Raw genomic sequence first — 24,525 nt, forward strand, 5'->3', positions numbered from 1 at the left:
TCGACCGTGAAAAGCGGCTGAACAAGCCGGAGTGCAGGAGCATCCGGCTTTGCCACAAAGCCCGCGATACAGCTTCGCGTGCTTGAAAAAATTTGGGTGTTCCAGACACGCCAACGCGGGAGCAAGCTCCCGCGCGGCGACATCCTACCAGCGACCGCTAGAAAGCGGTCAACCGGCGATCAAGTGAGCCTGCGCTTACTTGTGGTCTTTGACTTCTTCGAACTCGGCGTCGACGACGTCATCCTTTGGCTTGCTGTCTTCCTGAGCTGCCTGAGCGCCACCCTCAGGTTTTTCAGCTTGCTCAGCGTACATTTTCTGAGCAACAGGAGCCGACAGCTTCGACAGCTCTTCAACTTTCGCGTCGATGGCAGCCTTGTCGTCGCCTTTCACAGCGGCTTCAAGTGCAACCAGTGCGGCCTCGATAGCGGTCTTCTCTTCGGCGCTGACTTTATCGCCAGCGTCGGAGATCATTTTGCGAGTCGAGTGAACCAGCGCATCGCCCTGATTGCGGGCGGATGCCAGCTCTTCGAACTTGCGGTCTTCGTCCGAGTTCGCTTCAGCGTCGCGAATCATCTGCTGGATTTCTTCATCCGACAGACCGGAATTGGCCTTGATCACGATCGACTGAGTCTTGCCAGTCGCCTTGTCTTTCGCGCCGACGTGCAGAATGCCGTTGGCGTCGATGTCGAAGGTCACTTCGATCTGAGGCACGCCGCGTGGTGCAGGTGGAATCTCGGCCAGGTCGAACTTGCCCAGGGACTTGTTCTGAGCGGCTTGCTTACGCTCGCCCTGCAGCACGTGAATGGTCACTGCGCCCTGGTTGTCATCGGCAGTCGAGAACACTTGCGATTTCTTGGTAGGAATCGTGGTGTTTTTCTCGATCAGCGCTGTCATCACGCCGCCCATGGTTTCGATACCCAGCGTCAGCGGGCTGACGTCCAGCAGCAGAACGTCTTTCACGTCGCCGGCCAGTACCGCACCCTGGATGGCTGCACCCATGGCGACGGCTTCGTCAGGGTTGACGTCTTTACGTGCTTCTTTACCGAAGAACTCGGTGACCTTTTGCTGAACCAGCGGCATACGGGTCTGACCGCCGACCAGGATCACGTCGTTGATCGCGCCGATGTCGATACCCGAATCTTTCAACGCAATGCGGCAAGGCTCAATGGTGCGCTGAACCAGGTCTTCAACCAGCGACTCCAGCTTGGCGCGCGAGATCTTCACGTTCAAGTGCTTAGGACCGGTGGCGTCTGCAGTGATGTACGGCAGGTTCACGTCGGTCGAATTGCTCGAAGACAGTTCGATCTTCGCTTTCTCGGCAGCTTCTTTCAGACGCTGCATCGCCAGCGGATCACCTTTCAGGTTCATGCCGGATTCTTTCTTGAATTCGTCAACCAGGTAATCGATCAGGCGGTTGTCGAAGTCTTCACCACCCAGGAACGTGTCGCCGTTGGTGGCCAACACTTCAAACTGGTGCTCGCCATCGACTTCAGCGATTTCAATGACCGAGACGTCGAACGTACCGCCACCCAAGTCATAAACGATGACGGTGTGGTCGCCCTTCGCTTTGTCCATACCGTAAGCCAGCGCGGCTGCGGTCGGTTCGTTGATGATGCGCTTGACGTCCAGACCGGCAATACGACCGGCGTCTTTGGTAGCCTGACGCTGGCTGTCGTTGAAGTAAGCCGGAACGGTGATGACCGCTTCAGTCACAGGCTCGCCGAGGTAGTCTTCAGCGGTCTTTTTCATCTTCTTCAGGATTTCAGCCGAAATCTGAGGAGCGGACATTTTCTTGCCGTTGACTTCTACCCATGCGTCGCCGTTGTCAGCTTTGGCGATTTTGTACGGCACCATCTTGATGTCTTTCTGAACGACTTCTTCGTCGAACTTACGGCCGATCAGACGCTTTACCGCATAGAGCGTGTTGTGCGGGTTGGTCACTGCCTGACGCTTGGCCGATTGACCCACGAGGATCTCGCCATCATTGGCATACGCGATGATCGAAGGCGTGGTACGAGCGCCTTCGGCGTTCTCGATAACCTTGGCCTTACCGTTTTCCAGAACCGAGACGCAGGAGTTGGTGGTCCCCAGGTCGATACCGATAATCTTGCCCATTTTTGAATCTCCCGAAACTTAAAATTTGGTTGCCGCAACTGCATTTACAAATTGCGGTAATTCTTAAACGCTTGGCCTGTAAATGGGGGCCGCTCAGCTAATTTCAAGCCTGCTCGTCAATAGACGGCGAAACAGGCGATGGCGCCTTGCTGACCACAACCATGGCCGGGCGAAGCAAACGGCCATTGAGCTGATAACCCTTCTGAAACACCTTGAGCACGCTGTTCGGCTCCACGTCTGCGCTTTCCTGCATCGCCATTGCCTGATGGTGCTCGGCGTTGAACGGCTGGCCGTGGGGATCAATGGCTTCCAAGTGGTAGCGCTTGAGCGTGTCGTAGAACATCTTCAGCGTCAGTTCGATGCCTTCACGCATTGGACGGATGCTCTCGTCATCCGGGCTGGACAAGTCCAGGCCACGCTCAAGGCTGTCAACGATCGGCAGCAGATCGCTGGCAAACTTCTCAAGCGCAAACTTGTGCGCCTTCTCAACGTCTTGCTCGGCACGTCGGCGGACGTTCTGCAGATCCGCAGCCACACGCAGAGACTGGTCCTGCGCCGCCTTCAGCTGTTCTTCAAGCACTTGCACACGCGTTGCCAGATCATCTTGAGAAGTCGCCGCGTCGGCAGCCTGATCCTGGGCCTGCATGTCCGGGTTCTGTTCGTCAGCCATCAATTCTCTCCTTCTAATTACATCCGTGAGCTCAACTCACGCTTCTGTCCGGCTATATGGGGCCGTAATTTTCGGGTTCAAGGGTTTGGGTGCAGGATCGGCTGAATAACCCTACAAATGTTCCGACATGAGTTCGGTGGCCACGCGCGGTGGCGAAATGCAGGATTGATGCTAAAAATTGGCAATGACCTTTCAAATCGAGCTAAGGCCGGGCATTGTCAGCCTAAAGCAAAACACTGTATAAATAACCAGACAAATTGTTTGGGAGCCGCTCTGATGCTGGTCCACCTGTCCATACATAACTACGCTATCGTTGAACATCTCGACCTCGAACTTGATCGCGGCATGAGTGTGATTACCGGCGAAACCGGCGCCGGCAAGTCGATCATGCTCGACGCGCTCGGCCTGACGCTGGGCGATCGCGCCGACAGTGGCGTGGTAAGGCCAGGTGCCGACAAGGCAGACATTCTGGCAACCTTCGACGTGTCGGATATCCCTGAAGCAAGCGCATGGCTCAAGGAGCGAGACCTCGAAACCGACGGCCCCTGCATCCTGCGCCGCGTCATTACTGCCGAAGGCCGCTCACGCGCCTACATCAATGGCACGCCATGCCCCCAAGGTGACCTGAAAGCACTTGGCGAGCTGGTGATCGACATTCACAGCCAGCACGAGCATCAGTCGCTGCTCAAGACAGATACCCATCGGCGCCTGCTGGATGAATACGCGGGCGCCACCGACCTCGCACGTCAGGTCCAACTGGCCTCCCAGCGCTGGCGGCAAACGCGTCAGGAGCTTGAGCGCCTTTCCAACTCAGGCGACGAGCAGCGTGCCAAGCACCAATTGCTCAGCTACCAGCTTGAAGAGCTGGAAAGCCTGAGCCTCGGCGAAAACGAGCTCGAACGGCTGGAGCAGGAACACACCACGCTGACCAATGCCGAGAGCCTGCTGGGCATCTGCCGACAAGTGGTCGAGCTGTGCAGTGAAAGCGATTCCGGCAATGCGCTGAACGCACTGACCGCCAGCCTCAACCGACTCAGCAGCGTGAACAACACGCCCGATGCGTTGAATGAAGCGACCAACCTGCTCTCCAGTGCGCAGATTCAGGTTGAAGAGGCCGTCGGCGAGATCAATCGTTTCCTTGATCGCTTTGAAGCGGACCCTGCCCGCCTGCAGCAGATCGAAGAACGCCTCGACACCATCTACACGCTGGCACGCAAACACCGCGTGCAGCCGACTGAAGTTGCAGCGCTGCATCAGCGGTTGCTCGATGAGATCGAAACCCTCAACGCCAACGATGAAGCGATCGAGAGACTGGAACACGAGGTGGGCTCCTACGCGCGGCACTATCAAGAGAAAGCGCGCGAGCTGAGTGACCTGCGTCACCGCGCCGCACCGGAGCTGGCCCACAAGGTGGAGCACGAAATTCAGCGGCTGGGCATGCCGGGCGGCCGTTTCAACATTCAGCTGCGCGAGAACGTAGACAAAGAGCTGTCACCCAACGGGCTGGAGCAGGTCGAACTGATGGTCAGCGCCAACCCGGGTCAGCCGCTCAAGGCGCTGGCGAAAGTGGCGTCGGGCGGGGAACTGTCGCGGATCAGCCTGGCGATTCAGGTGATCACCGCGCAGACCTCTCGAGTTCCGACGCTGGTATTTGACGAAGTTGACGTTGGCATCGGTGGTCCTACAGCTGAAATCGTTGGCCAACTGCTGCGCCGCCTGGGCGAACGCGGCCAGGTCATGACCGTCACTCACTTGCCACAAGTTGCCGCCCAGGGGCATCAACACCTATTTGTGCACAAGGTCCGGGACGCGGACGTGACGCGTACGGCGGTTTCAAAGCTCAGCAAGAATGAACGGGTGGAAGAGGTGGCGCGAATGCTGGGAGGGATTGATCTGACCAAGGAGTCGCTCGCTCACGCCAAGAAGATGGTGGTCACTTCCAAATCGTGAGAATCATCACGGCTTAACCGAGGCGGCGTCGATCTGACATCATCCTGATCGCGAAATGCAGAAACAACAAAGGCGACCCAAGGGTCGCCTTTGTCGTACTTCACAAGAGGCTTACACCTTTTGCTTGCGTACGTAGAGCACCAGATTGTGATCAACCAGCTCAAAGCCGTGCTTGCTCACAATGGCTTTTTGCAGCTTTTCGATTTCTTCGTCGAAGAACTCGATGACCTCACCGGATTCCACGTTGACCATGTGGTCGTGGTGGCCTCCGTCAGCCAGTTCGAATACCGCGTGGCCGCCGTCGAAATTGTGGCGAACCACCAATCCGGCTGCTTCGAACTGAGTCAGAACTCGGTAAACCGTTGCAAGACCGACGTCTTCGTTGGCCTCCATCAGCGCCTTGTAGACGTCCTCCGCGCTCATGTGACGCTGCTGCGCAGAATCGAGCATTTGAAGGATCTTGACCCGCGGCAGGGTCACTTTAAGTCCGGCTTTGCGTAGTTCGCTATTTTCAACCATGGTCAGCTTTCTCGCAGACGCTGCTTCGCAGCTTCTCTTAATGCAGGTATGATCGGGGTTTACGTTGTCCCAGCCAAGATAGTGGAAGTCGCCCACCGATGCAAAACACCAAGCTCTTGCTAACCAGTTTCACCTTTGTGGGACTGCTCGCACTCGCCGGTTGTTCATTCCCCGGGGTTTATAAAATCGACATCCAACAGGGCAATGTCGTCACGCAGGACATGATAGACCAGTTACGCCCGGGAATGACCCGTCGGCAAGTAAGGTTTATCATGGGCAACCCCCTGTTGACCGACACCTTCCACCCTGAACGCTGGGACTATCTGTACAGCCTGCAGCCCGGTGGTGGCGAACGCCAGCAGGAACGCGTCAGCCTGATCTTCAATGGCAACGACCAGTTGGCGAGCCTGTCCGGTGACTTCAAGCCGGGTGTCAGCCGCGACGAAGCCATTCTCGGCAAAAGCACTGACACGACTGTCACCCCCGAAAACCAAGGGACGCAGCCGCCGAAGGAAGAACCACCGAAGCCTGGTTCGTTGCTTGAGCAGATTCAGAACGACGTCGACAAGGTCGAGACCGTGCCCGTTCCTTCCCAGGAACCACTGGACACAAACCCGCGCTGATCCACCGTCTCCTTCCGGAATCAGCCGTATAAAAAAGCCCGGACATCCCGGGCTTTTTTACGTCTCTCAATCGAGCCGATGAGAAAATTAAATCGGTTTTTGCGCCTTTCTTGCATCCGCCGCTTTCAACGCGCGCAGGCGACGCACCTCTTTAGGATCAGCCAGCAGAGGTCGATAGATCTCAACCCTGTCGCCGGCTTCCAGCTTGCGCTGCTCCGGGTCGCCCACCAGCTTGCCGAAGATGCCCAACTGGCACCGTACGAGATCCAGTTCAGGGAACCGCTCAGCCATGCCCGACGCAATAGCCGCAGCGCGTACCGATGTACCGACAGGCATGTCCAGCGCCAGCAACTCCTGACGGTCGACGGCGGCATATACCACCTCGACGCGAATCATCGGCTCAGCCATGCAGCTCTTTGGCTCGCTGGCAGAAAGCATCAACCAACGTGTTGGCGGCCTGATTGAACAGCGGCCCCAAGGTCGCGCGGACGATCGAACCGCTGTAGTCGAACGACAGGTCCAGGCTGATCTTGCAGGCCTTTTCGTTCAGGGCCTTGAAGGTCCAGACGCCGTGAAGCTGGCTGAAAGGCCCCTCCTCCAGATTCATCTCGATGACCTGTCCCGGCGTCAGCGTATTACGCGTGACGAAGTGCTGGCTCAAGCCGCCTTTGGCGATCTCGACACGCGCACGCATTGAGGTATCACTCTGCTCTAGCACGGTGCCGGCGGAACACCACGGCAGAAACTCGGAGTAGCGACTCACGTCGTTGACCAGGTCATACAGCGCCTGGGCGGGATATGGCAAAAGGGCGGAACGTTGAATATGCGTAGTCATGTCAGCGTCATTTCCAAAGCTGAGCGGCAAAGACAATCAAGATGCCGATCGGCGCCACATAGCGCATCAAAGAGAACGTTAAAGCGAACAGGACCGGGCTGCGTACCGACAATTCGTCGCGCACCGCACCGCGTCCCATCACCCAACCTGCGAATACCACAAAACACAATCCACCCAGCGGCAGCATGATCCGCGAGGTGAAGAAATCGATCACACCAAAGAAATCCAGCCCCGACGACGCTCCCCACTGATAGAGATGGAAGCCGCCGCCTTCGTTCACGAAGAATTTGGCCTGCTTCCAGATGTTGAACGAGAAGACCGTCCCTAGCCCTACGAACCAGCAGATGAACGATAGCCAGAACGTCACCCAGCCTCGGCGAACCTTCGTGCGCTCCACGAGGTACGCGACCATGGGTTCGAGCAGGGAAATGGCCGAACTCCACGCCGCGACGGCGACAAGGATAAAGAACACCACGCCCATGACAGTGCCGAAGGCGACGTTACCAAATGCATAAGGCAACGTAACGAACATCAGGCCCGGCCCTTCGCTTGGGTTCAGACCGGCTGCGAACACAATCGGAAACAATGCAAGCCCCGCCAGCAGCGACACGAACGTGTCGAGCAATGCCACGCCGACCACAGTCGCGCTGATCGACGCCTCTTTGGTCATGTAAGCGCCGTAGATCATGATCGATCCGACGCCCACGCTCAGCGAGAAGAACGCGTGGCCCATGGCCGGGAGCAGGCCGTCGAGCAGCTTCTCGGGCGTGAAGTCGAACATGAAATGCACGCCTTCCATGAAGTGCCCGGTGGTCAGGCTATAACCCAACAGAATCACAATGAGTACGAACAGCAAAGGCATGAGGATGCGCAGGCTGCGCTCAAGGCCGGCGTTGACGCCCTTGGCAATGGTGATCGCCGACAGCAACATGAACAGCGTGTGCCAGCCAACCAGCCGCCATGGATCAGCGATCATCTCGCCAAAGTATGCACCGACACCGTCAGGTGTCACGCCTTTGAAATCGCCCTTGCCGACATCGATGATGTACTCCAGCGACCAGCCACCCACGACGCTATAGAACGAGAGGATCAGCAACGCCGTGACCATGCCGGCAAACGCGCCCCATGACCACTTCGACGAATGCCCGGCGGCGAGTGCCAGCGAACGCAGCGCGTTGGCAGGACTCTGCCGCGCGCGGCGACCGATGAGTGTCTCGGCGATCATCACCGGAATCCCGATCAGGGCGATGCACGCCAGGAACACCAGCACGAACGCACCGCCGCCATAGACGCCGACCATGTAGGGGAATTTCCAGATGCTGCCCAACCCCACGGCAGAGCCGGTGGCAGCCAGGATGAACACCCAGCGACTGGCCCAACTCCCGTGAACCGAAACCTTGTCCGTCGACATCGTTGACACGTCCAACACGCAAAAAAGATCGCGCATTGTCCGGGATTCACTCCACGTGCTCAAGCACACAGCTTCAGCGTACCGAGCCCATAGCCGAGACGCCCGTTGATCCCTATAATGCGTCGCCTATGGCTAAGCTCAAGAAACATCCCACAGGGACCATCGCGCAAAATAAAAAGGCGCGTCACGATTACTTCATCGAACACAAGTTCGAGGCCGGTCTGGTCCTGGCTGGCTGGGAAGTAAAAAGCCTGCGTGCCAACAAGGTGCAGCTGGTTGACAGTTACGTGTTGCTCAAGGACGGTGAGGCCTGGCTAATGGGTAGCCATATCTCTCCGCTGACGACAGCCAGTACCCACGTCATCGCTGACCCGACACGCACCCGTAAACTGTTGCTCAACAAGCGCGAGCTGGAAAAGCTGACGGCGTCTGTTCACCAAAAAGGCTATGCCTGCGTGGCCCTTGCCCTTTACTGGAAGCAGCACTTGATCAAGTGCGAGATTGCTCTGGGCAAAGGCAAGAAGGAATACGACAAGCGCGACACCGAGCGCGAACGCGACTCCAATCGCGAGCTGCAACGCGCAGTGCGGAACAAGGGCAAGGAAGACTGATTCTTTCTTTGTCTGATTTGACGCCTCGCCAGAGGCCGCCGAAAGCAGCGTTGAGCTTAATGATTGATGCGGAATCTGTAGGAGCCGGCTTGCTGGCGAATGCGTCCTTGGGGTCAACTTTGTGATGACCGAAATGACGCATTCGCCAGCAAGCCGACTCCTACAGGGTCGATACCAGCGGTTGGTTTTGGGTTCCAGGCCCAACTGATATCTTCAAACCCGGTTACGACGTTCGGCCCGCGCGGTGCGTTGTACCTGTTGGCGCACTTCCTCCAGAACCTCCTGCACATACAGCAGATGACGGCTCGACACTTCTCGAGCATCGTCCGCCCGCCCTTCGATAATCGCCAGGTACAACTCACGATGCTGATCAATCAGCATGTCGCGGGTTTCTGCGCGCTGTTTGTACATGCCGCCAATGTTGGTCACCACGCTGCGCCGCAGCAGGTCGAAGAGGCCGCGAATGGTGTGCAGCAACACAGCGTTGTGGCTGGCTTCGGCGATGGCGAGGTGGAAGCTGGCGTCTGCGGCGCCCTCCTCCGCACGGCTCACGTCCTCCGCGCGGCTGTAGCAATCCTGCAACGCATCAAAGGCTTCACGCAGCCGCAGCCGATCAACATCCGTTGCACGTATGGCCGCGTAATAGGCGCAGGAGGCTTCGAGGGTGTGGCGGAACTCAAGCAGGTCGCGCTGGGCCTCAGGGCTGCTTTCCAACAGATGAAGCAGCGGATCACTGAACGTCGACCCAAGGCTGTCGACGACGTAGTTGCCGCCGCCCTGCCGACTAACCAGCAGCCCTTTGGCCGTCAGTTTTTGAATGGCTTCACGCAGCGAGGGACGTGATACCCCGAACTGCTCGGCCAGGGCTCGCTCAGCCGGCAGACGACCGCCGGAGCACAACGTGCCCTCCAGAATCATCCTTTCCAGCTGCTCGACAATGTCGTCGGACAAGCGGCGCTGACGCACCTGATCAAAGCCCATAACCCTTCACTCCACAACCCGGCTGCCCCCGTCTGACGTAGCTGCGGGGCGCATATTCTCGCCGATCACGATCAGACATTCACCCAGCAGATGTAGGAGAAATCACCCTCTCAGGCGAACAGCTGGTTAAATCCGGGCGAGCCTGCGACGAAAGTTTACCCGTCATAAATTGACACACCGTCAGCAAGGCTTCTAACCTACCTCCAAGACATTGTAAATTGGTATTACCAATTTACAATGCCGGCGATGGACGGCTTATCACTGTCCCACGCCGCAGGCACTTCCCGACGGCGGAACGCTTGAGCTGGTGAGCTGTGCGACTCGTTCGTCAGCGCCGACAGGAGGACAGACAAGCAGTTGTCACCTGCAGGAGCCGCGCACGTAAGACATGGACACCGGGCCTAACCAAAAACAATTAGGGGCCTCATACATGCAAACCTGGCAACAGCTCTACACACCTCTTGGCGGCCTGGGCCTTTCGGCGCTGGTGGCTGTCATTCCGATCATCTTCTTCTTTCTGGCGCTGGCGATATTTCGGCTCAAAGGCCACGTCGCAGGTGCCATCACACTGCTGCTCGCCATACTGATTGCGATCTTCGCGTTCCAGATGCCCGCCGACATGGCCGTCGCGTCCGCCGGTTATGGATTCCTCTACGGCTTGTGGCCCATCGCGTGGATCATCATTGCGGCCGTGTTTCTCTACAAACTGACGGTCAAGAGTGGACAGTTCGAGATCATCCGCAGCTCGGTCATGTCGATCACTGACGACCAGCGCTTGCAGGTCCTGCTGATCGGCTTTTGCTTCGGCGCGTTTCTGGAAGGGGCGGCAGGCTTCGGCGCACCGGTGGCGATCACCGCTGCATTGCTCGTTGGACTGGGATTGAACCCGCTGTACGCCGCAGGCCTCTGCCTGATCGCCAACACCGCACCGGTGGCATTCGGCGCACTGGGCATTCCGATCATCGTGGCTGGCCAAGTGTCGGGGCTCGATCCGTTCAAGATTGGCGCCATGGCCGGTCGTCAATTGCCGCTGTTGTCGGTGTTCGTGCCGTTCTGGCTGATGTTCATGATGGACGGCGTGAAAGGCGTGAAGGAAACCTGGCCAGCGGCGCTGGTCGCGGGGGGCAGCTTCGCCATCGTGCAATTTCTGACCTCCAACTTCGTCGGTCCGGAACTGCCCGACATTACCTCGGCGCTGGTCAGCCTCGTGTCCCTGACCTTCTTCCTGAAAGTCTGGCAGCCAGCACGCTCAGCCGATGCCCAACTCGCCGGCAAGTCCGGCGGTGCCGCGGTCATGGCCGGCGGCCCAGGCATAGGCAACGCAGGCGGCTTTGGTCAGCCTCGCACCACCAAGAAATCGCCTTACTCGGCGGGCACCATCATCAAGGCATGGTCGCCCTTCCTGATTCTGACCGTTGTCGTGACGATCTGGACGCTGAAGCCGTTCAAAGCGCTGTTCGCTGCGGGCGGTCCGCTGCAGGCGCTGACCATGAACTTCCCGGTGCCGCACCTGGATCAACTGGTCATGAAAATGGCGCCGATTGTCGCCAACCCGACCGCCATGCCGGCGGTGTACAAGTTCGACCTGCTCGCCGCGTCGGGCAGCGCGATTCTGATCTCGGCGATTCTGGCGATGATCGTGCTGCGCATTACACCTAAAACAGGTTTGACCACGTTCAAAGAAACGCTGATCGAGCTGCGCTGGGCCATCGTGTCCATCGGCATGGTGCTGGCCTTCGCCTTCGTCATGAACTACTCCGGGATGTCCTCGACGCTGGCCTTGGTACTTGCCGGGACAGGCAGCGCCTTCCCGTTCTTCTCGCCGTTCCTCGGCTGGCTGGGCGTGTTCCTGACAGGCTCCGACACATCGTCGAACGCGCTGTTCGGCTCGTTGCAGGCCACCACTGCACACCAACTGGGCGTCAGTGACGTGCTGATGGTTGCAGCGAACTCCAGCGGCGGCGTGACCGGCAAGATGATCTCCCCGCAATCGATCGCGGTGGCCTGCGCGGCGACCGGGCTGGTGGGTAAAGAATCCGACCTGTTCCGCTTCACCCTCAAGCACAGCATTTTCTTTGCCACGATCGTTGGCTGCATCACCTACGCCCAGGCGTACTGGTTCACCGGCATGCTGGTTCATTAATCAGACGAGCGCCGGGTGTGCTTCTTGCGCGCCCGGCTGTAGCCCCGCTCACTCATCTGCGAGATCCCATGATCATTTCTGCCTCCACCGACTACCGCGCCGCCGCCCAGCGCAAGCTCCCGCCCTTCCTGTTTCACTACGCTGACGGTGGCGCCTACGCCGAGCACACCCTGCGCCACAACGTCTCCGACCTGGCCGACATTGCGCTGCGCCAGCGCATCCTGAAGAACATGTCCGAGCTGAGTCTGGAGACGACGCTGTTCGGTGAAACCCTGAGCATGCCGATGGCACTCGCCCCGGTCGGTCTCTGCGGCATGTACGCCCGCCGTGGCGAAGTGCAGGCCGCCCGCGCCGCAGACGCCAAGGGCATTCCGTTCACGCTGTCGACGGTTTCGTTGTGCCCGATTGAAGAAGTCGCCCCGGCGATCAAGCGGCCCATGTGGTTTCAGCTTTACGTGCTGAAAGACCGCGGCTTCATGCGCAACGCGTTGGAACGAGCCAAGGCCGCCGGCGTGAAAACACTGGTGTTCACCGTCGACATGCCCGTCCCGGGCGCTCGTTACCGTGACGCGCACTCCGGCATGAGCGGCAAAAGCGGGCCGATGCGCCGCGTCTTGCAAGCCATGACTCACCCGCAATGGGCGTGGGATGTGGGCATCAACGGCCGCCCCCACGACTTGGGCAACGTGTCGGCCTATCGCGGCAACCCCACAGGGCTTACCGATTACATCGCCTGGCTGGGCAATAACTTCGATCCGTCGATTTCATGGAAAGACTTGGAGTGGATTCGCGATTCCTGGGACGGCCCGATGATCATCAAAGGCATCCTCGACCCGGACGATGCACGCGACGCAGTGAAATTCGGCGCCGACGGCATCGTGGTTTCCAACCATGGCGGCCGCCAACTCGACGGCGTGCTGTCCAGTGCCCGAGCACTGCCCGCCATTGCCGACGCCGTGAAAGGCGATCTGAAAATTCTCGCCGACTCCGGCATTCGCAGCGGCCTGGATGTGGTGCGCATGATTGCCCTCGGTGCCGACACCGTGCTGATCGGCCGCGCGTTCATCTACGCCTTGGCCACCCACGGCGAGGCCGGGGTGAAAAACCTGCTGGATCTGTTCGAGAAGGAAATGCGCGTGGCGATGGTTCTAACCGGCGCCAAGTCGATCAGCGAGATCACCCGCGATTCGCTGGTCAGCGAACTGGGCGCCTGACCCGCGCTGATACCCCGCATGCGGTCCGACAGAGGCCGCAGCCGCCACCGAGATGCACCCACGAGGAAGACCGCATGACCTTGCCCGCCGCGTTTCTGGCCGGTGTGAACAGCCTCATTCCTGCCGGAAGACGCTTCGACGACCCGCTCTCGACCCTGGCCTTCGGCACCGACGCCAGTTTTTATCGGCTGATCCCCAAACTGGTCATCCGCGTCGAATCGGAAGATGAAGTCGTGGCGCTGTTGAAACTGGCGCAGGCGGATAAAGTCCCCGTGACCTTCCGCGCGGCGGGCACCAGCCTCTCGGGGCAAGCCATCAGCGACTCGGTGTTGATCGTGCTCGGCGACAACTGGAATGGCCGTGAAATCCGCGAGCACGGCGCGCAGATCCGTTTGCAACCGGGCGTTATCGGCGCACAGGCCAATGTCTGGCTGGCACCATTCGGGCGCAAGATCGGCCCGGACCCGGCGTCCATGCACGCGGCGAAAATCGGCGGCATCGTCGCCAACAATTCCAGTGGCATGTGCTGCGGCACGGCCCAAAACACCTACCACACCCTCGCCGGCATTCGGCTGGTGCTCGCCGACGGCGCCCGCCTGGACACGGAAGAAGCCACTAGCGTCGCTGCGTTCCGCGTCAGTCATGCCGAGCTGCTGAGTCGCCTCGCGCAACTGGGCCGCGAGACCCGCGCGAATACCGAACTCGCCGCGAAGATCCGCCACAAGTACCGCCTGAAGAACACCTGCGGCCTGTCGCTGAACGCCTTGGTGGATTTCGACGAGCCGCTCGACATTCTCAGCCATCTGCTGGTGGGTTCGGAGGGCACGCTGGGTTTCATCAGCGCGGTGACGTACGACACGGTGCCAGATCACCCGAGCAAGGCGACGGCGCTGATTGTCTTTCCCGACATCGAGACCTGCTGCAACGCCGTGACGGTTCTGAAAACCCAGCCGGTTGCTGCCGTCGAATTGCTTGATCGGCGCAGCTTGCGCTCGGTGCAGAACAAGCCGGGCATGCCGGCATTCGTTCGTGAACTGTCGGAAGGCGCCTGCGCACTGTTGATCGAAGCCCGCGCCGCTACACGACCGTTACTGCACGAACAACTGGCGCAGATCATGGCGTCCATCGCGCACTTCCCGGTAGAGAAGCAGGTTGATTTCACCGAAGACGCGACCGAGAACGCACGGCTATGGGCCATTCGCAAAGACACCTTTCCTGCCGTCGGCGCGGTGCGTGAGACCGGTACGACGGTGATCATTGAAGACGTCACCTTCCCCGTCGAGCAACTGGCCATCGGCGTTCGGCGATTGATCGAGCTGTTCGAAAAGCACCACTACGACGAGGCGATCCTGTTCGGCCATGCGCTGGAGGGGAACCTGCACTTCGTCTTCACCCAGGGCTTCAACGATCCGCAGGAGATCGCGCGCTATTCCGCGTTCATGGATGACGTCACGCAGCTGGTGGCTGTCGAATTCAATGGCTCGCTAAAAGCCGAACACGGCACCGGCCGCAACATGGCGCCGTTCGTGGAGCTTGAGTGGGGCGCCGAGGCTTATGCGCTGATGTGGCAGCTGAAGCGCCTGCTCGACCCTAGCGGCATTCTCAATCCGGATGTCGTGCTCAGTGACGACCCGCAGGTGCACCTTAAGCACCTGAAACCCATGCCGGCGGCCGATGCGATCATCGACAAATGCATCGAGTGCGGTTTCTGCGAACCGGTGTGTCCGTCGAATGGACTGACCCTCAGCCCACGGCAACGCATCGTCATGTGGCGTGAGATTCAGGCAAAAAAACGCGCAGGCACCGACACGACTCAGCTGGAGCGCGACTACCAATACCAAGGCATCGATACCTGCGCGGCCACCGGCTTGTGCGCGCAACGTTGCCCGGTCGGCATCAACACCGGCGAGCTGGTGAAGAAGCTTCGCGGGGAACAAGCGCAACACGGCAAGGCTGCCAGCTGGATCAGCCAGCACTTCGCAACGGCTTTGAAGGGCGCGCGATTTACGCTGCATGCGGCCAATGGCGCCCGCATGCTGTTGGGCGCACCTAGGCTGGCGAGGATTTCCAGCGCGCTGAGCAAGGCGTCTTCAAGCCGCGTGCCTCAGTGGACGCCGGCGATGCCGCAGCCCGAGAACGCTATTCGCTTCACGCCGCCGGTTGAAGATTCGCGGCCCCGTGTGGTCTATCTGGCCGCGTGCGTGTCCCGCGTCATGGGACCTGCGGCGGGGGATCGCGAGCAGATGTCGCTGATGGACAAAACCCGAGGGCTGCTGGAGAAAGCCGGTTATCAAGTGGTGTTTCCGGAAGACCAGGACAGTCTGTGCTGCGGCCAGCCTTTCGCCTCCAAGGGCTACGCCGAGCAGGCAGAAGACAAACGCCAGCAGATGCTTGCTGCGCTGACCAAGGCGAGTCGCGGCGGGCTCGATCCGATTTATTGCGACACCAGTCCCTGCACCCTGCGTTTGGTCCAAGACCTCAAGGAAACCCGGCTCGACCTGTACGACCCGGTACGCTTCATCCGCACCCATCTGCTGGACAAACTGGTGTTCACGCCACAGCAGGCGCCCATCGCTGTTCACCTCACCTGTAGCACGCAACACCTGGGCGAGAGCCAGGCGCTGATCGACCTTGCGCGCATGTGCAGCGTCAATGTGGTCGTGCCCGAAGGCATTCATTGCTGCGGCTTCGCGGGCGACAAAGGCTTCACCACACCGGAGCTGAATGCCCATGCGCTGCGCTCCTTGAAAGACGCTGTTCAGTACTGTGATGAAGGCATTTCCACCAGCCGCACGTGCGAGATCGGGCTCACGCAACATGGCGGTATCGACTACCACGGTCTGGTTTATCTCGTGGATCGAGTGACTCAACCAAGAACCGCTTGATGCACACAAATGGGGCGTAGATCGCCCCATAATCCCGAAACATCCGGCAACGTGGCTTTTTCACAGCATCGTGAAAAAAAATAGAACCCCTGCGACAGGCGGCAGTCCATCTCTTTAGGCGCCACAAACCATTCGGCGCTTTTCCCTCTATCTCGGGCACCGGCAAACTGAGCGGCGACACCGAGTCAACAGGCTCAAGGAGATACACATGAAGCGCACCGCACTGACTGGATTGTTTCTTACCGCTGCACTGTTGGGTTCCCCGGTTTTCGCTGCTGATGACCTGTGCGGCGCGAACATCGCGGCACTGAAAAATGCCGAGGCGTCGACCACTACCAACCTCACCGGCGACAGCAAAACTGACATTGAAAAAACCGTCGCTGATGCCACTGCCGCGCAAAAAAGTGGCAATGACAAGGAGTGCATCTCGATCACTACCAAGAAAATCACCGAGCTGAAAACCGGCGGTGACGGTAGCGACGGCGGTGCAGCCAAGTAATCGCCGAATCGCGACTGGCTCAAGCCGGTCGCGAGCGGAATGTCAGGCGAGAGGTCGACGTATCTCATTGATTCGGGTAGACTCCGCCGCCTGACTGCTAGAGCAGCAGAATTGGGGCCGATTAGGATTCGACGCCGGTGATGAAACTCTAGGGGCATGCCGACTTGGTAACAGAAGTCGTAAATCCACTGTTGCAACTTTCTATAGTTGCCAATGACGAAACCTACGGGGAACAAGCTCTCGCCGCGTAAGCGGTGCTAGCCTTCCTTCTGGTAGCTTCGGCTCCAGCAATCACCAGGGGATGCCTGTAAACCCAAAGTGATTGTCATATAGAACAGGATCGCCGTGCAGTACGCTGTGGACGAATCGGCTAAAACTTACACAGCTCGCCCAAAGCACCCTGCCCGTCGGGTCGCTGAGGGTTAACTTAATAGACACGGCTAAGCATGTAGGCCCGAAAGCGGAGTACTGGCGGACGGGGGTTCAAATCCCCCCGGCTCCACCAAACACGCAATACAAATCAAGCACTTAGCGTTTATCGCAAGTGCTTTTTTTGTGCCTTTTTGAGGCCGGTCAGGGCTGTATCACGATTGGGTGTCGAGCGGTAATGAACGAGGGAGAAACCCCCGGCGAGCTCCACCAACAGGGGTCTCCGCACCATCAGCTTCGTGTGAGCGTGTGTGGGATCATGTCAAGATGTATCGAAATGGGGACTGATTGCCGGTACTTATCAGATCTTTAGCATCACAGGGAGTAGACGCGTGGATTATGGGTCGGGCATTTTTGCGGTAGTCAGCATCGGATCGGCCCTGCTGATCAGACTCATATTCAGTCTCCGCAGCACCAAGCAGTGGGAGTCTGACGTCAGCGCAGACTTCGAGGCAGCGCTTAAGCGTATGCAGGTACACAGCTATACATTTCTTGTGGATCGAACTGTCGCCCCGGGTTACGAAACATCCGAAGCGGTCTACCGGATACTTCTGGATCAAGACGGCCGATACTTTCTGTACATGCTTGTAGAGGGCACCACAGGGCTGATCACGCCCCTTTCCAAGGAGCGCGCACTCATAGCCGCCAAGATGAACGGATCTCAAAGCGAGAGCTGACCGAGCAATTTGATCTCGGCTTGGCTACCCGGGACCCTCCATTGCCAACGCGCGCCCCGAATATCAGGTATATCGAATGGACAACGATGACGTTGATTATGAACTGCTGGGCAAAATTATAGAATGCATTCAAGAAACATTTGAGTTCAGCGCAACCGCATTTAAAGATTTAAGTCTATCGACGGATTTAAACCGTGATCTAGGCATTGAAGGCGACGACGCCAACGAGCTGATGCCTGAGTTTTTCCAACGGTTCTCGGTGAACATCGAGAACTATGACCCCTACAGATACTTCGTGCCAGAAGGTTTTGACTTGCTCTCTTTCAGGCGTGGTAAGGAGAGAAAGGGCAAGATACCAATTAAGCTGGGGATGTTGTATCTGGCCGCCAAAACACAGACTTGGGATCCGACTCTTCTGGAGCAGGTCAGCTACAGCAATATCCCTTTGTACAACAGCAAGACCGACGTACCGCTGCCAGGGTATGGGATGTAGCGGACAGGGTCTATGTCGTGAATGGTATGTACCTCAAACCAAAATTATTTGGCCATGCTGTCAGATTCTAATCCGCAATTGGATTTGGAGCCCCTAACACCCCCAACCTAGGACCACTCATGAAGCAATGGATTGCAGCGTTCCTCACCACAACCCTAACCCTAACCCTATCCGGCTGCGGCACCATCATCACGCTCTACAACGGGCCGGGCGCAGCGGACAATCTTGCCGGCTGGCATTCGTATTGCTCTCAGATCCCGCGCGTTTACAGCGGCTTCGCTTACGGGTATTGCACCATGGATGCGCCGGAAAGGTATGGCGTCCATGACTCGGCTCCGATCGCCGCGGCCGACATGCTCCTTTCAGGGATTGCAGACACCCTCGTCCTGCCCTACACGATTTATCAGCAGAATGAGCTCGGTGTTATCCCGGTCAAGCGCAGGAAGCGCTGATCAGCACGCCGTCAGCATTCGCCAACAGCCATAAAAAAGCCCCGCTCGAATCAGCAGGGCTTTTGGGTTCGGAGCGAGTCGATCAGACCCCACCCTTCCCCGGCAGCGGCTCATCATTCCCTCGGCGAGTGGTTGGCTCTTCCGTCACCGGATCATTCTCGGTGCGTGCGGGCTCGGTCGGGTCTACCTGCGGGTCGGAAACATCGGGCGATTCCTCATTAAAACCAAGATCCTTATCCGGATCCGTCTGCGCGCTGGTCCCTGTAAGCGAAGTGTCATTAGCCATGAATTCGATCTCCTCGTTTACGTGCGAGTTATCCGCACCATGACCATCAGAAGCCCAGGAGCGCGCCAAGTGCCGCGGATTAGACAGGCGGTTTGAAAATCGCCTACCCATCACAAGGCTCACCAACTCGCACGAACGCCGATACTGCCGCTGGCGGCCGCCAGTTCATTGCTGTCGAGCTGTGCGGCGTAGTCCACCGCTAAGAACACGCTTACGCCCTTCGCCACGCCAACGATCAACCCGACGCCAATGTCTGTGGATGACGATCTGTGCTGAGTTTTGATCCGGTCGACGCCGTTGTAGGTCACGGTGTCCTTGCCATCCTGCACATGCCAGACGTTCGCGCGCAGGTATGGTTCGACGGGCAGGTTGTCGATCAGGTATCGGCCCTTCAAGCGCGCGCCGACTCGGCTCGTCCAGTAGTCCTGTGCGTCAAACGAGACGTCGGAGATGCCGTCGTTCTGGCGGTCGAGATCGATCCGTTGATGGACGACCTGTGCCTGGGGCTCAACGACCCAGCGTTCGGAAACGGCCATCGGGTAGCCCGTTTCCAGAGACAGGCTGATGGCATGGCCGTCGGTGTCGAGCCTGATGCCTTGATCTGACCGACTGCTGCCGCCAAGACGCGTGCCCATGGCGACAGCGTCCCGGTACCACCCGCCCGGATCGACCAGGGTCCAGTAGGCGCCGACGTGATCGCCGTTGATTTTCATGCGGCCGGCCTTTGTGCCCTTGAACCCTTCGGCGAATCCTTCGACGCTGCCTTGCAACCGGCTCTGGCCGACGAAGACGCCAGCGCGTTGCACCCGGCCGGAATCCGTTGGTGCGACATACAGGTCGTGGCCCACTTGATAGCCCTTGGTCGACCCGTCGAAATGCGGCGACGCATCGCCGGCCCAGTCCCTGCGTATGTCGCTGCCATACAGCCGCGCCCACCCGGCCGGAGCTCCGCTGGTATCGCTGAGCAGACGTTGATCACCCTGCCGATCGTGAAAAGTGCCCAGAGCCTCCCGAGCCATGATCTGCGCAGCCGGCAAGAACACCGAATAGATCGGCACTTCCAGGCGATACAATGGGATAGGTTCGGCGCCGGGCGACGCCGTTGGCAATGGCACCGTTAACGGAGCCGGGACTGGCGAGACAACGGCGGGCGCAGCGGAAGGTGTAATCGGCGCAGCAGGCGGTGCGACCGGAGCAAGGGTCGGTGGCTCAACGGCCGGTTCATCCGGATCGACAGGAACAGCGGGCACCGGCTGGGGAACGGGCGCTGGTGTAGGTGCAGGTATAGGCGCAGGTATCGGTGCAGGTGCAGGTGTCGGAGTCGGAGTCGGAATGACAGGCGACGGCGTGACGGGCTGCGGTGTCGGATCAACCACAGGCGGTGCACTGGGCGGCGGTACGCTCAACGGGCTTGGGACCGCAACCACCGACGAGCGCAGGAACCAACTGTTTTCGGTCCCGGCGGTGAGGCCGCCTTTGAACAACTGATAGCGGTATGCACCGGCCAAGACGCGGTTGCTGAGCACAAAAGCATCGTTGCTGCTGGTCGCACCATTGACGGCCTGAACCACCTCGATGCCGTTGTCCTGGGTCAATCCGCCCAGCCCGTTGAGGTTACTGATGCCCAGCTGGGTGTTGCCACTGATTGCACCTTGGGACACCACCAGTCGGTCGCTGGCCGAGCGGTCGTCGCCCAACACGGTCTGCAACAGCAACTGACCGTTGTTGCCTGTGTAGTTGCCGTAGACGGTGAGCGCGTCGCCCGCCACGACGCTGTTGGCGGTCATGTCGATAATGCCGGCGTTGTTCAACGACGCGAGCTGCCCTGCGCCGTAGGGGCGAATGGCTCCTTGCGTCACCTCCAGCGTGCTGCTGCTGTCGATGTTGAAGGTGCCGGTGTTGCTCACGCTGTCGCCCAGAAAAAGGTCGTCGTCGAGCTTGAAGCGCGACTGGCCGGTGAGGTCGATCGTTTCCCATCCCAGATAGCGCCCGGCCCCGGCAGTCGACGTCTGGAAAAACGTCAGTTGGTCATTACCCAGCCCGCCGTCTACCGAAGGGGTGGAGCTCAATGTGCTTTCAGTGAGGTTGCTGATTGATGCCCGGTCGTTGCCGTCGCCCATGAGCACGGAAGACCGAATCAGTCCGCCCCCGTCCCAGTTGAACGTGTCGTCGCCGAAGCTGGCGCGGATTTCACCCGATACCGTCCCGCCGCTCACGCTGATGCTGTCGTTTCCGCCACTGACGCTGATGTTGCCGCCGACACTGCCACCAGAAACGATGATGGTATCGCGGCCAAAACCGGTGACAAGGTTGCCGATGATCCGGCCGCCCGACATGTCGAAGACGTTGTTGTCGAGTTTCATGTCGACGCGGCCAATGGTGCCGCCGCTGAGGGTCGCGATATCGCCGTCTTCAAACGCCCCGACGATGGTGCCGCCGCTCATGAAGAACACGTCGCGACCGTCACCCTGGGCGAGCGATTGGAGCGTGCCGCCGGTCATAGAAAAATTATCGATCCCGGCGCCCTGCTGGACGCTGCCGGTGATGGTCCCGGCCTCCATCAAGATGGCGTTGGCCCCGGCGCCTTGATTGACCGCACCCTGCAGCAGGCCAGAACTCATGACAATCCGGTCGGCGCCGCCGCCAAACAGGATGTTGCCCATCACGACGCCCGTACCGCCCTTTGGAAACGTCAGCACGTTGTCGCCGGAAAGGTCGACCAGACCGGGACTGTTGCCGCTGTCGCACACGTAGTTGTCATTTCCTGTTCCTGACACCAACGTGCAAGCCGCTTCGATCGGCGTGACTGGCAACAGCATTGATACACAAGACACACGGAGAAAATGGCTGAAAAGCGCCCGACTGGGCTGTTTCATCACAACGTCCTGCGGAATAACCCGCGTGTTTACATCCCTATAAAGAAGGCACTTGAGGAAGTGCGTCCAATTGTCGCCCTGACATAAACAGCGAAGGATACAAATCAGGGTATGTCAAACGGCGAGGGCCTCGTCGTCTCGGGCATTGCGGGAAAATGCCGTTAATGTCTACGCACGAAGTCTCTAATCAGCACCTGCTTGTGAGCACCTGACCTTGCCTGACCTCGGTTGTGACAACGTTAACAACGGCGTAGAATCCGCAACATCTCGTCGCATCTCCCCATACTCATAATATTCAGCTGACCGCATGCACCGCCCAGGCAAACGCCTCGAGCGGTATTCCTGCTTGTCGGCGTTTTTGTTGGGGAAGCGGCCAACCGAATTTTTCAGGAGGGCATTCGTTTTCAATGAATACCACTAACGCACACACCGGAAGTTGGCTGAGCGTCATCGCGCTGGCCCTGGCAGCCTTCATCTTCAACACCACGGAATTTGTGCCGGTGGGTTTGTTGAGCGCCATCGGCCATAGCTTCGACATGACCACCGCGCAGGTCGGCCTGATGCTCACGGTCTACGCGTGGGTCGTGTCGCTGACCTCGCTGCCGATGATGCTGCTGACCCGCAACATCGAGCGGCGCAAGCTGCTGTTGTTTGTGTTTCTGATGTTCATCGTCGCCCACGTGATGTCGAGCCTGTCGTCGAGCTTCGGCATGCTGTTGGTCAGTCGCGTCGGTATCGCGGTGGCCCACGCCGTGTTCTGGTCGGTCACCGCATCGCTGGCCGTACGAGTGGCACCGGAGGGCAAGCAGGTTCAAGCCCTCGGCCTCCTCGCAACCGGCACCGCACTGGCGATGGTGCTCGGCATTCCGCTGGGGCGCGTGCTGGGCGAAGCGCTGGGATGGCGTGCAACGTTCCTGGCGATTGCGGTGGCCTCGGGTCTGACCGTGCTGGTGTTGATGAAGTCATTGCCGCTGTTGCCGAGCCAGAACTCGGGTTCGTTGCAAAGCCTGCCCATGCTGTTCAAGCGCCCGGCGCTGATGTCCCTGTATCTGCTGACCGCTCTGGTGGTCACGGCGCAGTTCACGGCCTACAGCTACATCGAACCGTTCGCACAGCTCGTGGCGAAGATGAGCAGCGACATGACCACTGTTATCCTCTTGCTGTTCGGCGGCGCCGGGATCGTAGGGTCGGTGATCTTCAGCCGCTACAACAACCGTTACCCGCGGGGCCTGCTGATCACCGCGATCGGCGCGCTGGCGGCGTGTCTGATTCTGCTGCTGCCGCTGTCCGGCAGTGCCGGGTCGATGGGTACGCTGAGCGTGGTCTGGGGCATGGCGATCATGTGCTTTGGTCTGGTGATGCAGTCCAAGGTCCTGGCAATGGCGCCGGACGCTACGGACGTGGCAATGGCGCTGCATTCAGGCATCTACAACATCGGCATCGGCGGCGGCGCGCTGCTGGGCAGCGTGGTGATCAGCCAGCTCGGCGTGGCCAACATCGGTCTGGTGGGCGGAATGGTGGCGATCAGTGGCTTGCTGCTGGCGTGCCTGGCGACGCATCGGTACGGCGAAACGATTCGGGCGTAGGCAACAAAACCCAGCAGTCGGGCGGGCAAATGCACGAGCTGCAGTAGGCGCGCGATTACCCGCGAATCACGTTGGGTCAGGAAGTCTGATGCGCCTGACTGGACGCATTCGCGGGCAAGCGCGCTCCTACAGGATTCCCGATCCATCATTCCCATCGATAACCAACATTCCCGCTAATGCCTTCCGCTCAACACTCATGGGCGTACCATCGCCCTCACACCCAAACACGAACCGAGGGCAGGAAAAATGATCGTTCATCTCCTTACTTGCTTGACGCTTGCAGCTCTCACCAGCTACGTCGTCGCCCTCAAACTCTTCGATCTGGGATCGGTCGTCATGACCGCGGATGATGAGAACAATCGTGTTGTGGCACCGGCCAGCTAAGGCCAAGTAGCTGACACTTATCAGCACCTTTCACGCTTTCAACTTCCTGCTAGATGCGGAGCAATCGACATGACCCGAGACGTCACTTTGCACGTTGCTTTTCCCTCATTTGGGAAAAACTATTTCTCACAACATGTCATCGCCCGCAAGAACAGCCACGGTCTCGTTGAGGACAATCGCTTCGGCGCCTTCATGATGCCCTCGGCGGAAAACCACTTCAGCAACGAGGTGGTGGGCTTCAACGATCAGTTCCGGTTTTTGACTGACGTATTGGCCATGCACTTGCTGGAAGTTGAAGAGGCCCGACCTGCACGCCGAGCTCTACAGTCAGCTCAGTCGCGCAGTCTGTAAAAAGCGCTTTTGAACAACGCCACCCCTGCAGCCAGGTAACCCCGACCTTGGCGACACGGGTGGCTTTTTTTTGCGCGCATTTCTTCAAATCCCCCGCCCCGGACGCCGCTCGGGAGTTGGCTTCGGCCAGCGATATTCGCATTTGCTTGAGCACCCACTGGCAGAAATCCAGAATCTGAGGTCTGATGCGCAAAGCTCGTACAGATAACGAGCCACACACCTACTTCTGCGGAATCCCACATGAAACACGCCCTGCTCGCCGGCTTGCTCCTGACTGCATGTGCCCTGCCCTTCGCGGCAAATGCCAACGACGACAACAACCAGTGCCAGATGAACCTGAGCAAGGTTCGTGACGCGAAAGTTGCCAATCCCAATCTCAGCGACGCGGTCAAAAGCGACATCGACACCACCGTGCACCGCGCCGAAGCGGCCTTGGCGCGGCACAACGATGACGGTGGGCGTGAATGTGTGGCACTGACGCAGCAAGCGCTGCAAAAGGCCCAGAGCAACTGAGCCGGAGGTGCGCCACACGATT

Annotated in this window: 22 protein-coding genes and 1 other RNA gene; 14 read left to right on the plus strand and 9 right to left on the minus strand. The window is 59.1% G+C overall.

Annotated features, from left to right (window positions below):
• Nucleotides 1–195: 195 nt before the first annotated feature.
• Nucleotides 196–2,115, minus strand: coding sequence for a molecular chaperone DnaK (gene dnaK, locus OKW98_RS25535; RefSeq protein ID WP_265387190.1), 1,920 nt, complete (start codon nt 2,113–2,115; stop codon nt 196–198).
• Between the two features lie 103 nt (nt 2,116–2,218).
• Nucleotides 2,219–2,785, minus strand: coding sequence for a nucleotide exchange factor GrpE (gene grpE / locus OKW98_RS25540; RefSeq protein WP_416147698.1), 567 nt, complete (start codon nt 2,783–2,785; stop codon nt 2,219–2,221).
• 276 nt (nt 2,786–3,061) lie between these two features.
• Between grpE and recN the strand changes: the two genes are divergently transcribed.
• Nucleotides 3,062–4,735, plus strand: coding sequence for a DNA repair protein RecN (gene recN, locus OKW98_RS25545; protein WP_265387191.1), 1,674 nt, complete (start codon nt 3,062–3,064; stop codon nt 4,733–4,735).
• A gap of 111 nt (nt 4,736–4,846) precedes the next feature.
• Here recN and fur read toward each other — a convergent pair whose 3' ends face one another.
• Nucleotides 4,847–5,254, minus strand: coding sequence for a ferric iron uptake transcriptional regulator (gene fur, locus OKW98_RS25550; RefSeq protein WP_065987616.1), 408 nt, complete (start codon nt 5,252–5,254; stop codon nt 4,847–4,849).
• 98 nt (nt 5,255–5,352) lie between these two features.
• Between fur and OKW98_RS25555 the strand changes: the two genes are divergently transcribed.
• A complete protein-coding gene (locus OKW98_RS25555; RefSeq protein ID WP_265387192.1) occupies nt 5,353–5,877 on the plus strand; it encodes an outer membrane protein assembly factor BamE in 525 nt (174 codons plus the stop codon).
• 87 nt (nt 5,878–5,964) lie between these two features.
• Here OKW98_RS25555 and OKW98_RS25560 read toward each other — a convergent pair whose 3' ends face one another.
• Genes OKW98_RS25560 through OKW98_RS25570 form a run of 3 tightly spaced genes read right to left on the minus strand, consistent with a single transcriptional unit; the run spans nt 5,965 to nt 8,123 of the window.
• Complete coding sequence (locus OKW98_RS25560; RefSeq protein WP_265387193.1) at nt 5,965–6,285, minus strand: RnfH family protein; 321 nt, start codon at nt 6,283–6,285, stop codon at nt 5,965–5,967.
• The gene (locus tag OKW98_RS25565) at nt 6,278–6,712 is read right to left on the minus strand and encodes a type II toxin-antitoxin system RatA family toxin (protein ID WP_074888440.1); all 435 of its coding nucleotides are present in this window, start codon (nt 6,710–6,712) and stop codon (nt 6,278–6,280) included. The genes OKW98_RS25560 and OKW98_RS25565 overlap by 8 nt, the downstream gene beginning before the upstream one ends.
• 7 nt (nt 6,713–6,719) lie before the next feature.
• Complete coding sequence (locus tag OKW98_RS25570) at nt 6,720–8,123, minus strand: sodium-dependent transporter (protein WP_265387194.1); 1,404 nt, start codon at nt 8,121–8,123, stop codon at nt 6,720–6,722.
• 128 nt (nt 8,124–8,251) lie between these two features.
• Between OKW98_RS25570 and smpB the strand changes: the two genes are divergently transcribed.
• Nucleotides 8,252–8,734: an SsrA-binding protein SmpB gene (smpB, locus tag OKW98_RS25575; RefSeq protein ID WP_074888437.1), complete on the plus strand. Its 483-nt coding sequence runs from the start codon at nt 8,252–8,254 to the stop codon at nt 8,732–8,734.
• 213 nt (nt 8,735–8,947) lie between these two features.
• Here smpB and OKW98_RS25580 read toward each other — a convergent pair whose 3' ends face one another.
• Entirely contained in the window at nt 8,948–9,715 is a 768-nt protein-coding gene (locus OKW98_RS25580; protein WP_265387195.1) for a GntR family transcriptional regulator, read from the minus strand.
• 430 nt (nt 9,716–10,145) lie between these two features.
• Between OKW98_RS25580 and OKW98_RS25585 the strand changes: the two genes are divergently transcribed.
• The 8 genes from OKW98_RS25585 (at nt 10,146) to OKW98_RS25620 (ending at nt 18,507) form a co-directional block, all read left to right on the plus strand.
• Nucleotides 10,146–11,858 (plus strand): lactate permease LctP family transporter, encoded by a 1,713-nt coding sequence (locus tag OKW98_RS25585; RefSeq protein WP_265387196.1) that lies wholly within the window; start codon nt 10,146–10,148, stop codon nt 11,856–11,858.
• A gap of 68 nt (nt 11,859–11,926) precedes the next feature.
• Nucleotides 11,927–13,072, plus strand: coding sequence for an FMN-dependent L-lactate dehydrogenase LldD (gene lldD / locus OKW98_RS25590; protein ID WP_265387197.1), 1,146 nt, complete (start codon nt 11,927–11,929; stop codon nt 13,070–13,072).
• Between the two features lie 74 nt (nt 13,073–13,146).
• Complete coding sequence (locus tag OKW98_RS25595) at nt 13,147–15,957, plus strand: FAD-binding and (Fe-S)-binding domain-containing protein (RefSeq protein WP_265387198.1); 2,811 nt, start codon at nt 13,147–13,149, stop codon at nt 15,955–15,957.
• A 208-nt stretch (nt 15,958–16,165) separates the two neighbouring features.
• Complete coding sequence (locus OKW98_RS25600) at nt 16,166–16,456, plus strand: hypothetical protein (protein ID WP_172610661.1); 291 nt, start codon at nt 16,166–16,168, stop codon at nt 16,454–16,456.
• 113 nt (nt 16,457–16,569) lie between these two features.
• Nucleotides 16,570–16,961, plus strand: a transfer-messenger RNA (tmRNA) gene (gene ssrA / locus OKW98_RS25605).
• A 256-nt stretch (nt 16,962–17,217) separates the two neighbouring features.
• A complete protein-coding gene (locus OKW98_RS25610) occupies nt 17,218–17,562 on the plus strand; it encodes a hypothetical protein (RefSeq protein WP_265387199.1) in 345 nt (114 codons plus the stop codon).
• A 76-nt stretch (nt 17,563–17,638) separates the two neighbouring features.
• Complete coding sequence (locus tag OKW98_RS25615; RefSeq protein ID WP_265387200.1) at nt 17,639–18,055, plus strand: DUF1493 family protein; 417 nt, start codon at nt 17,639–17,641, stop codon at nt 18,053–18,055.
• Nucleotides 18,056–18,174: 119 nt separating this feature from the next.
• Entirely contained in the window at nt 18,175–18,507 is a 333-nt protein-coding gene (locus OKW98_RS25620) for a YceK/YidQ family lipoprotein (protein WP_265387201.1), read from the plus strand.
• 82 nt (nt 18,508–18,589) lie between these two features.
• On the opposite strand, the gene OKW98_RS25625 is transcribed toward OKW98_RS25620, so the two are convergent.
• Nucleotides 18,590–18,793 carry a DUF6021 family protein gene (locus OKW98_RS25625; RefSeq protein ID WP_122535404.1) on the minus strand — a complete coding sequence of 68 codons (204 nt, stop codon included), beginning with the start codon at nt 18,791–18,793 and terminating at the stop codon, nt 18,590–18,592.
• Between the two features lie 119 nt (nt 18,794–18,912).
• A complete protein-coding gene (locus OKW98_RS25630; RefSeq protein WP_265387202.1) occupies nt 18,913–21,612 on the minus strand; it encodes an autotransporter outer membrane beta-barrel domain-containing protein in 2,700 nt (899 codons plus the stop codon).
• Nucleotides 21,613–22,076: 464 nt separating this feature from the next.
• Between OKW98_RS25630 and OKW98_RS25635 the strand changes: the two genes are divergently transcribed.
• From OKW98_RS25635 to OKW98_RS25645, 3 genes are all read left to right on the plus strand, one after another.
• Nucleotides 22,077–23,255: a sugar transporter gene (locus OKW98_RS25635; protein ID WP_265387203.1), complete on the plus strand. Its 1,179-nt coding sequence runs from the start codon at nt 22,077–22,079 to the stop codon at nt 23,253–23,255.
• Between the two features lie 453 nt (nt 23,256–23,708).
• Nucleotides 23,709–23,990, plus strand: coding sequence for a hypothetical protein (locus OKW98_RS25640; RefSeq protein WP_265387204.1), 282 nt, complete (start codon nt 23,709–23,711; stop codon nt 23,988–23,990).
• Nucleotides 23,991–24,230: 240 nt separating this feature from the next.
• Nucleotides 24,231–24,503: a hypothetical protein gene (locus tag OKW98_RS25645; RefSeq protein WP_074888396.1), complete on the plus strand. Its 273-nt coding sequence runs from the start codon at nt 24,231–24,233 to the stop codon at nt 24,501–24,503.
• Nucleotides 24,504–24,525 lie beyond the last annotated feature (22 nt).

The organism is Pseudomonas sp. KU26590 (assembly GCF_026153515.1).
Taxonomy (GTDB): domain Bacteria; phylum Pseudomonadota; class Gammaproteobacteria; order Pseudomonadales; family Pseudomonadaceae; genus Aquipseudomonas.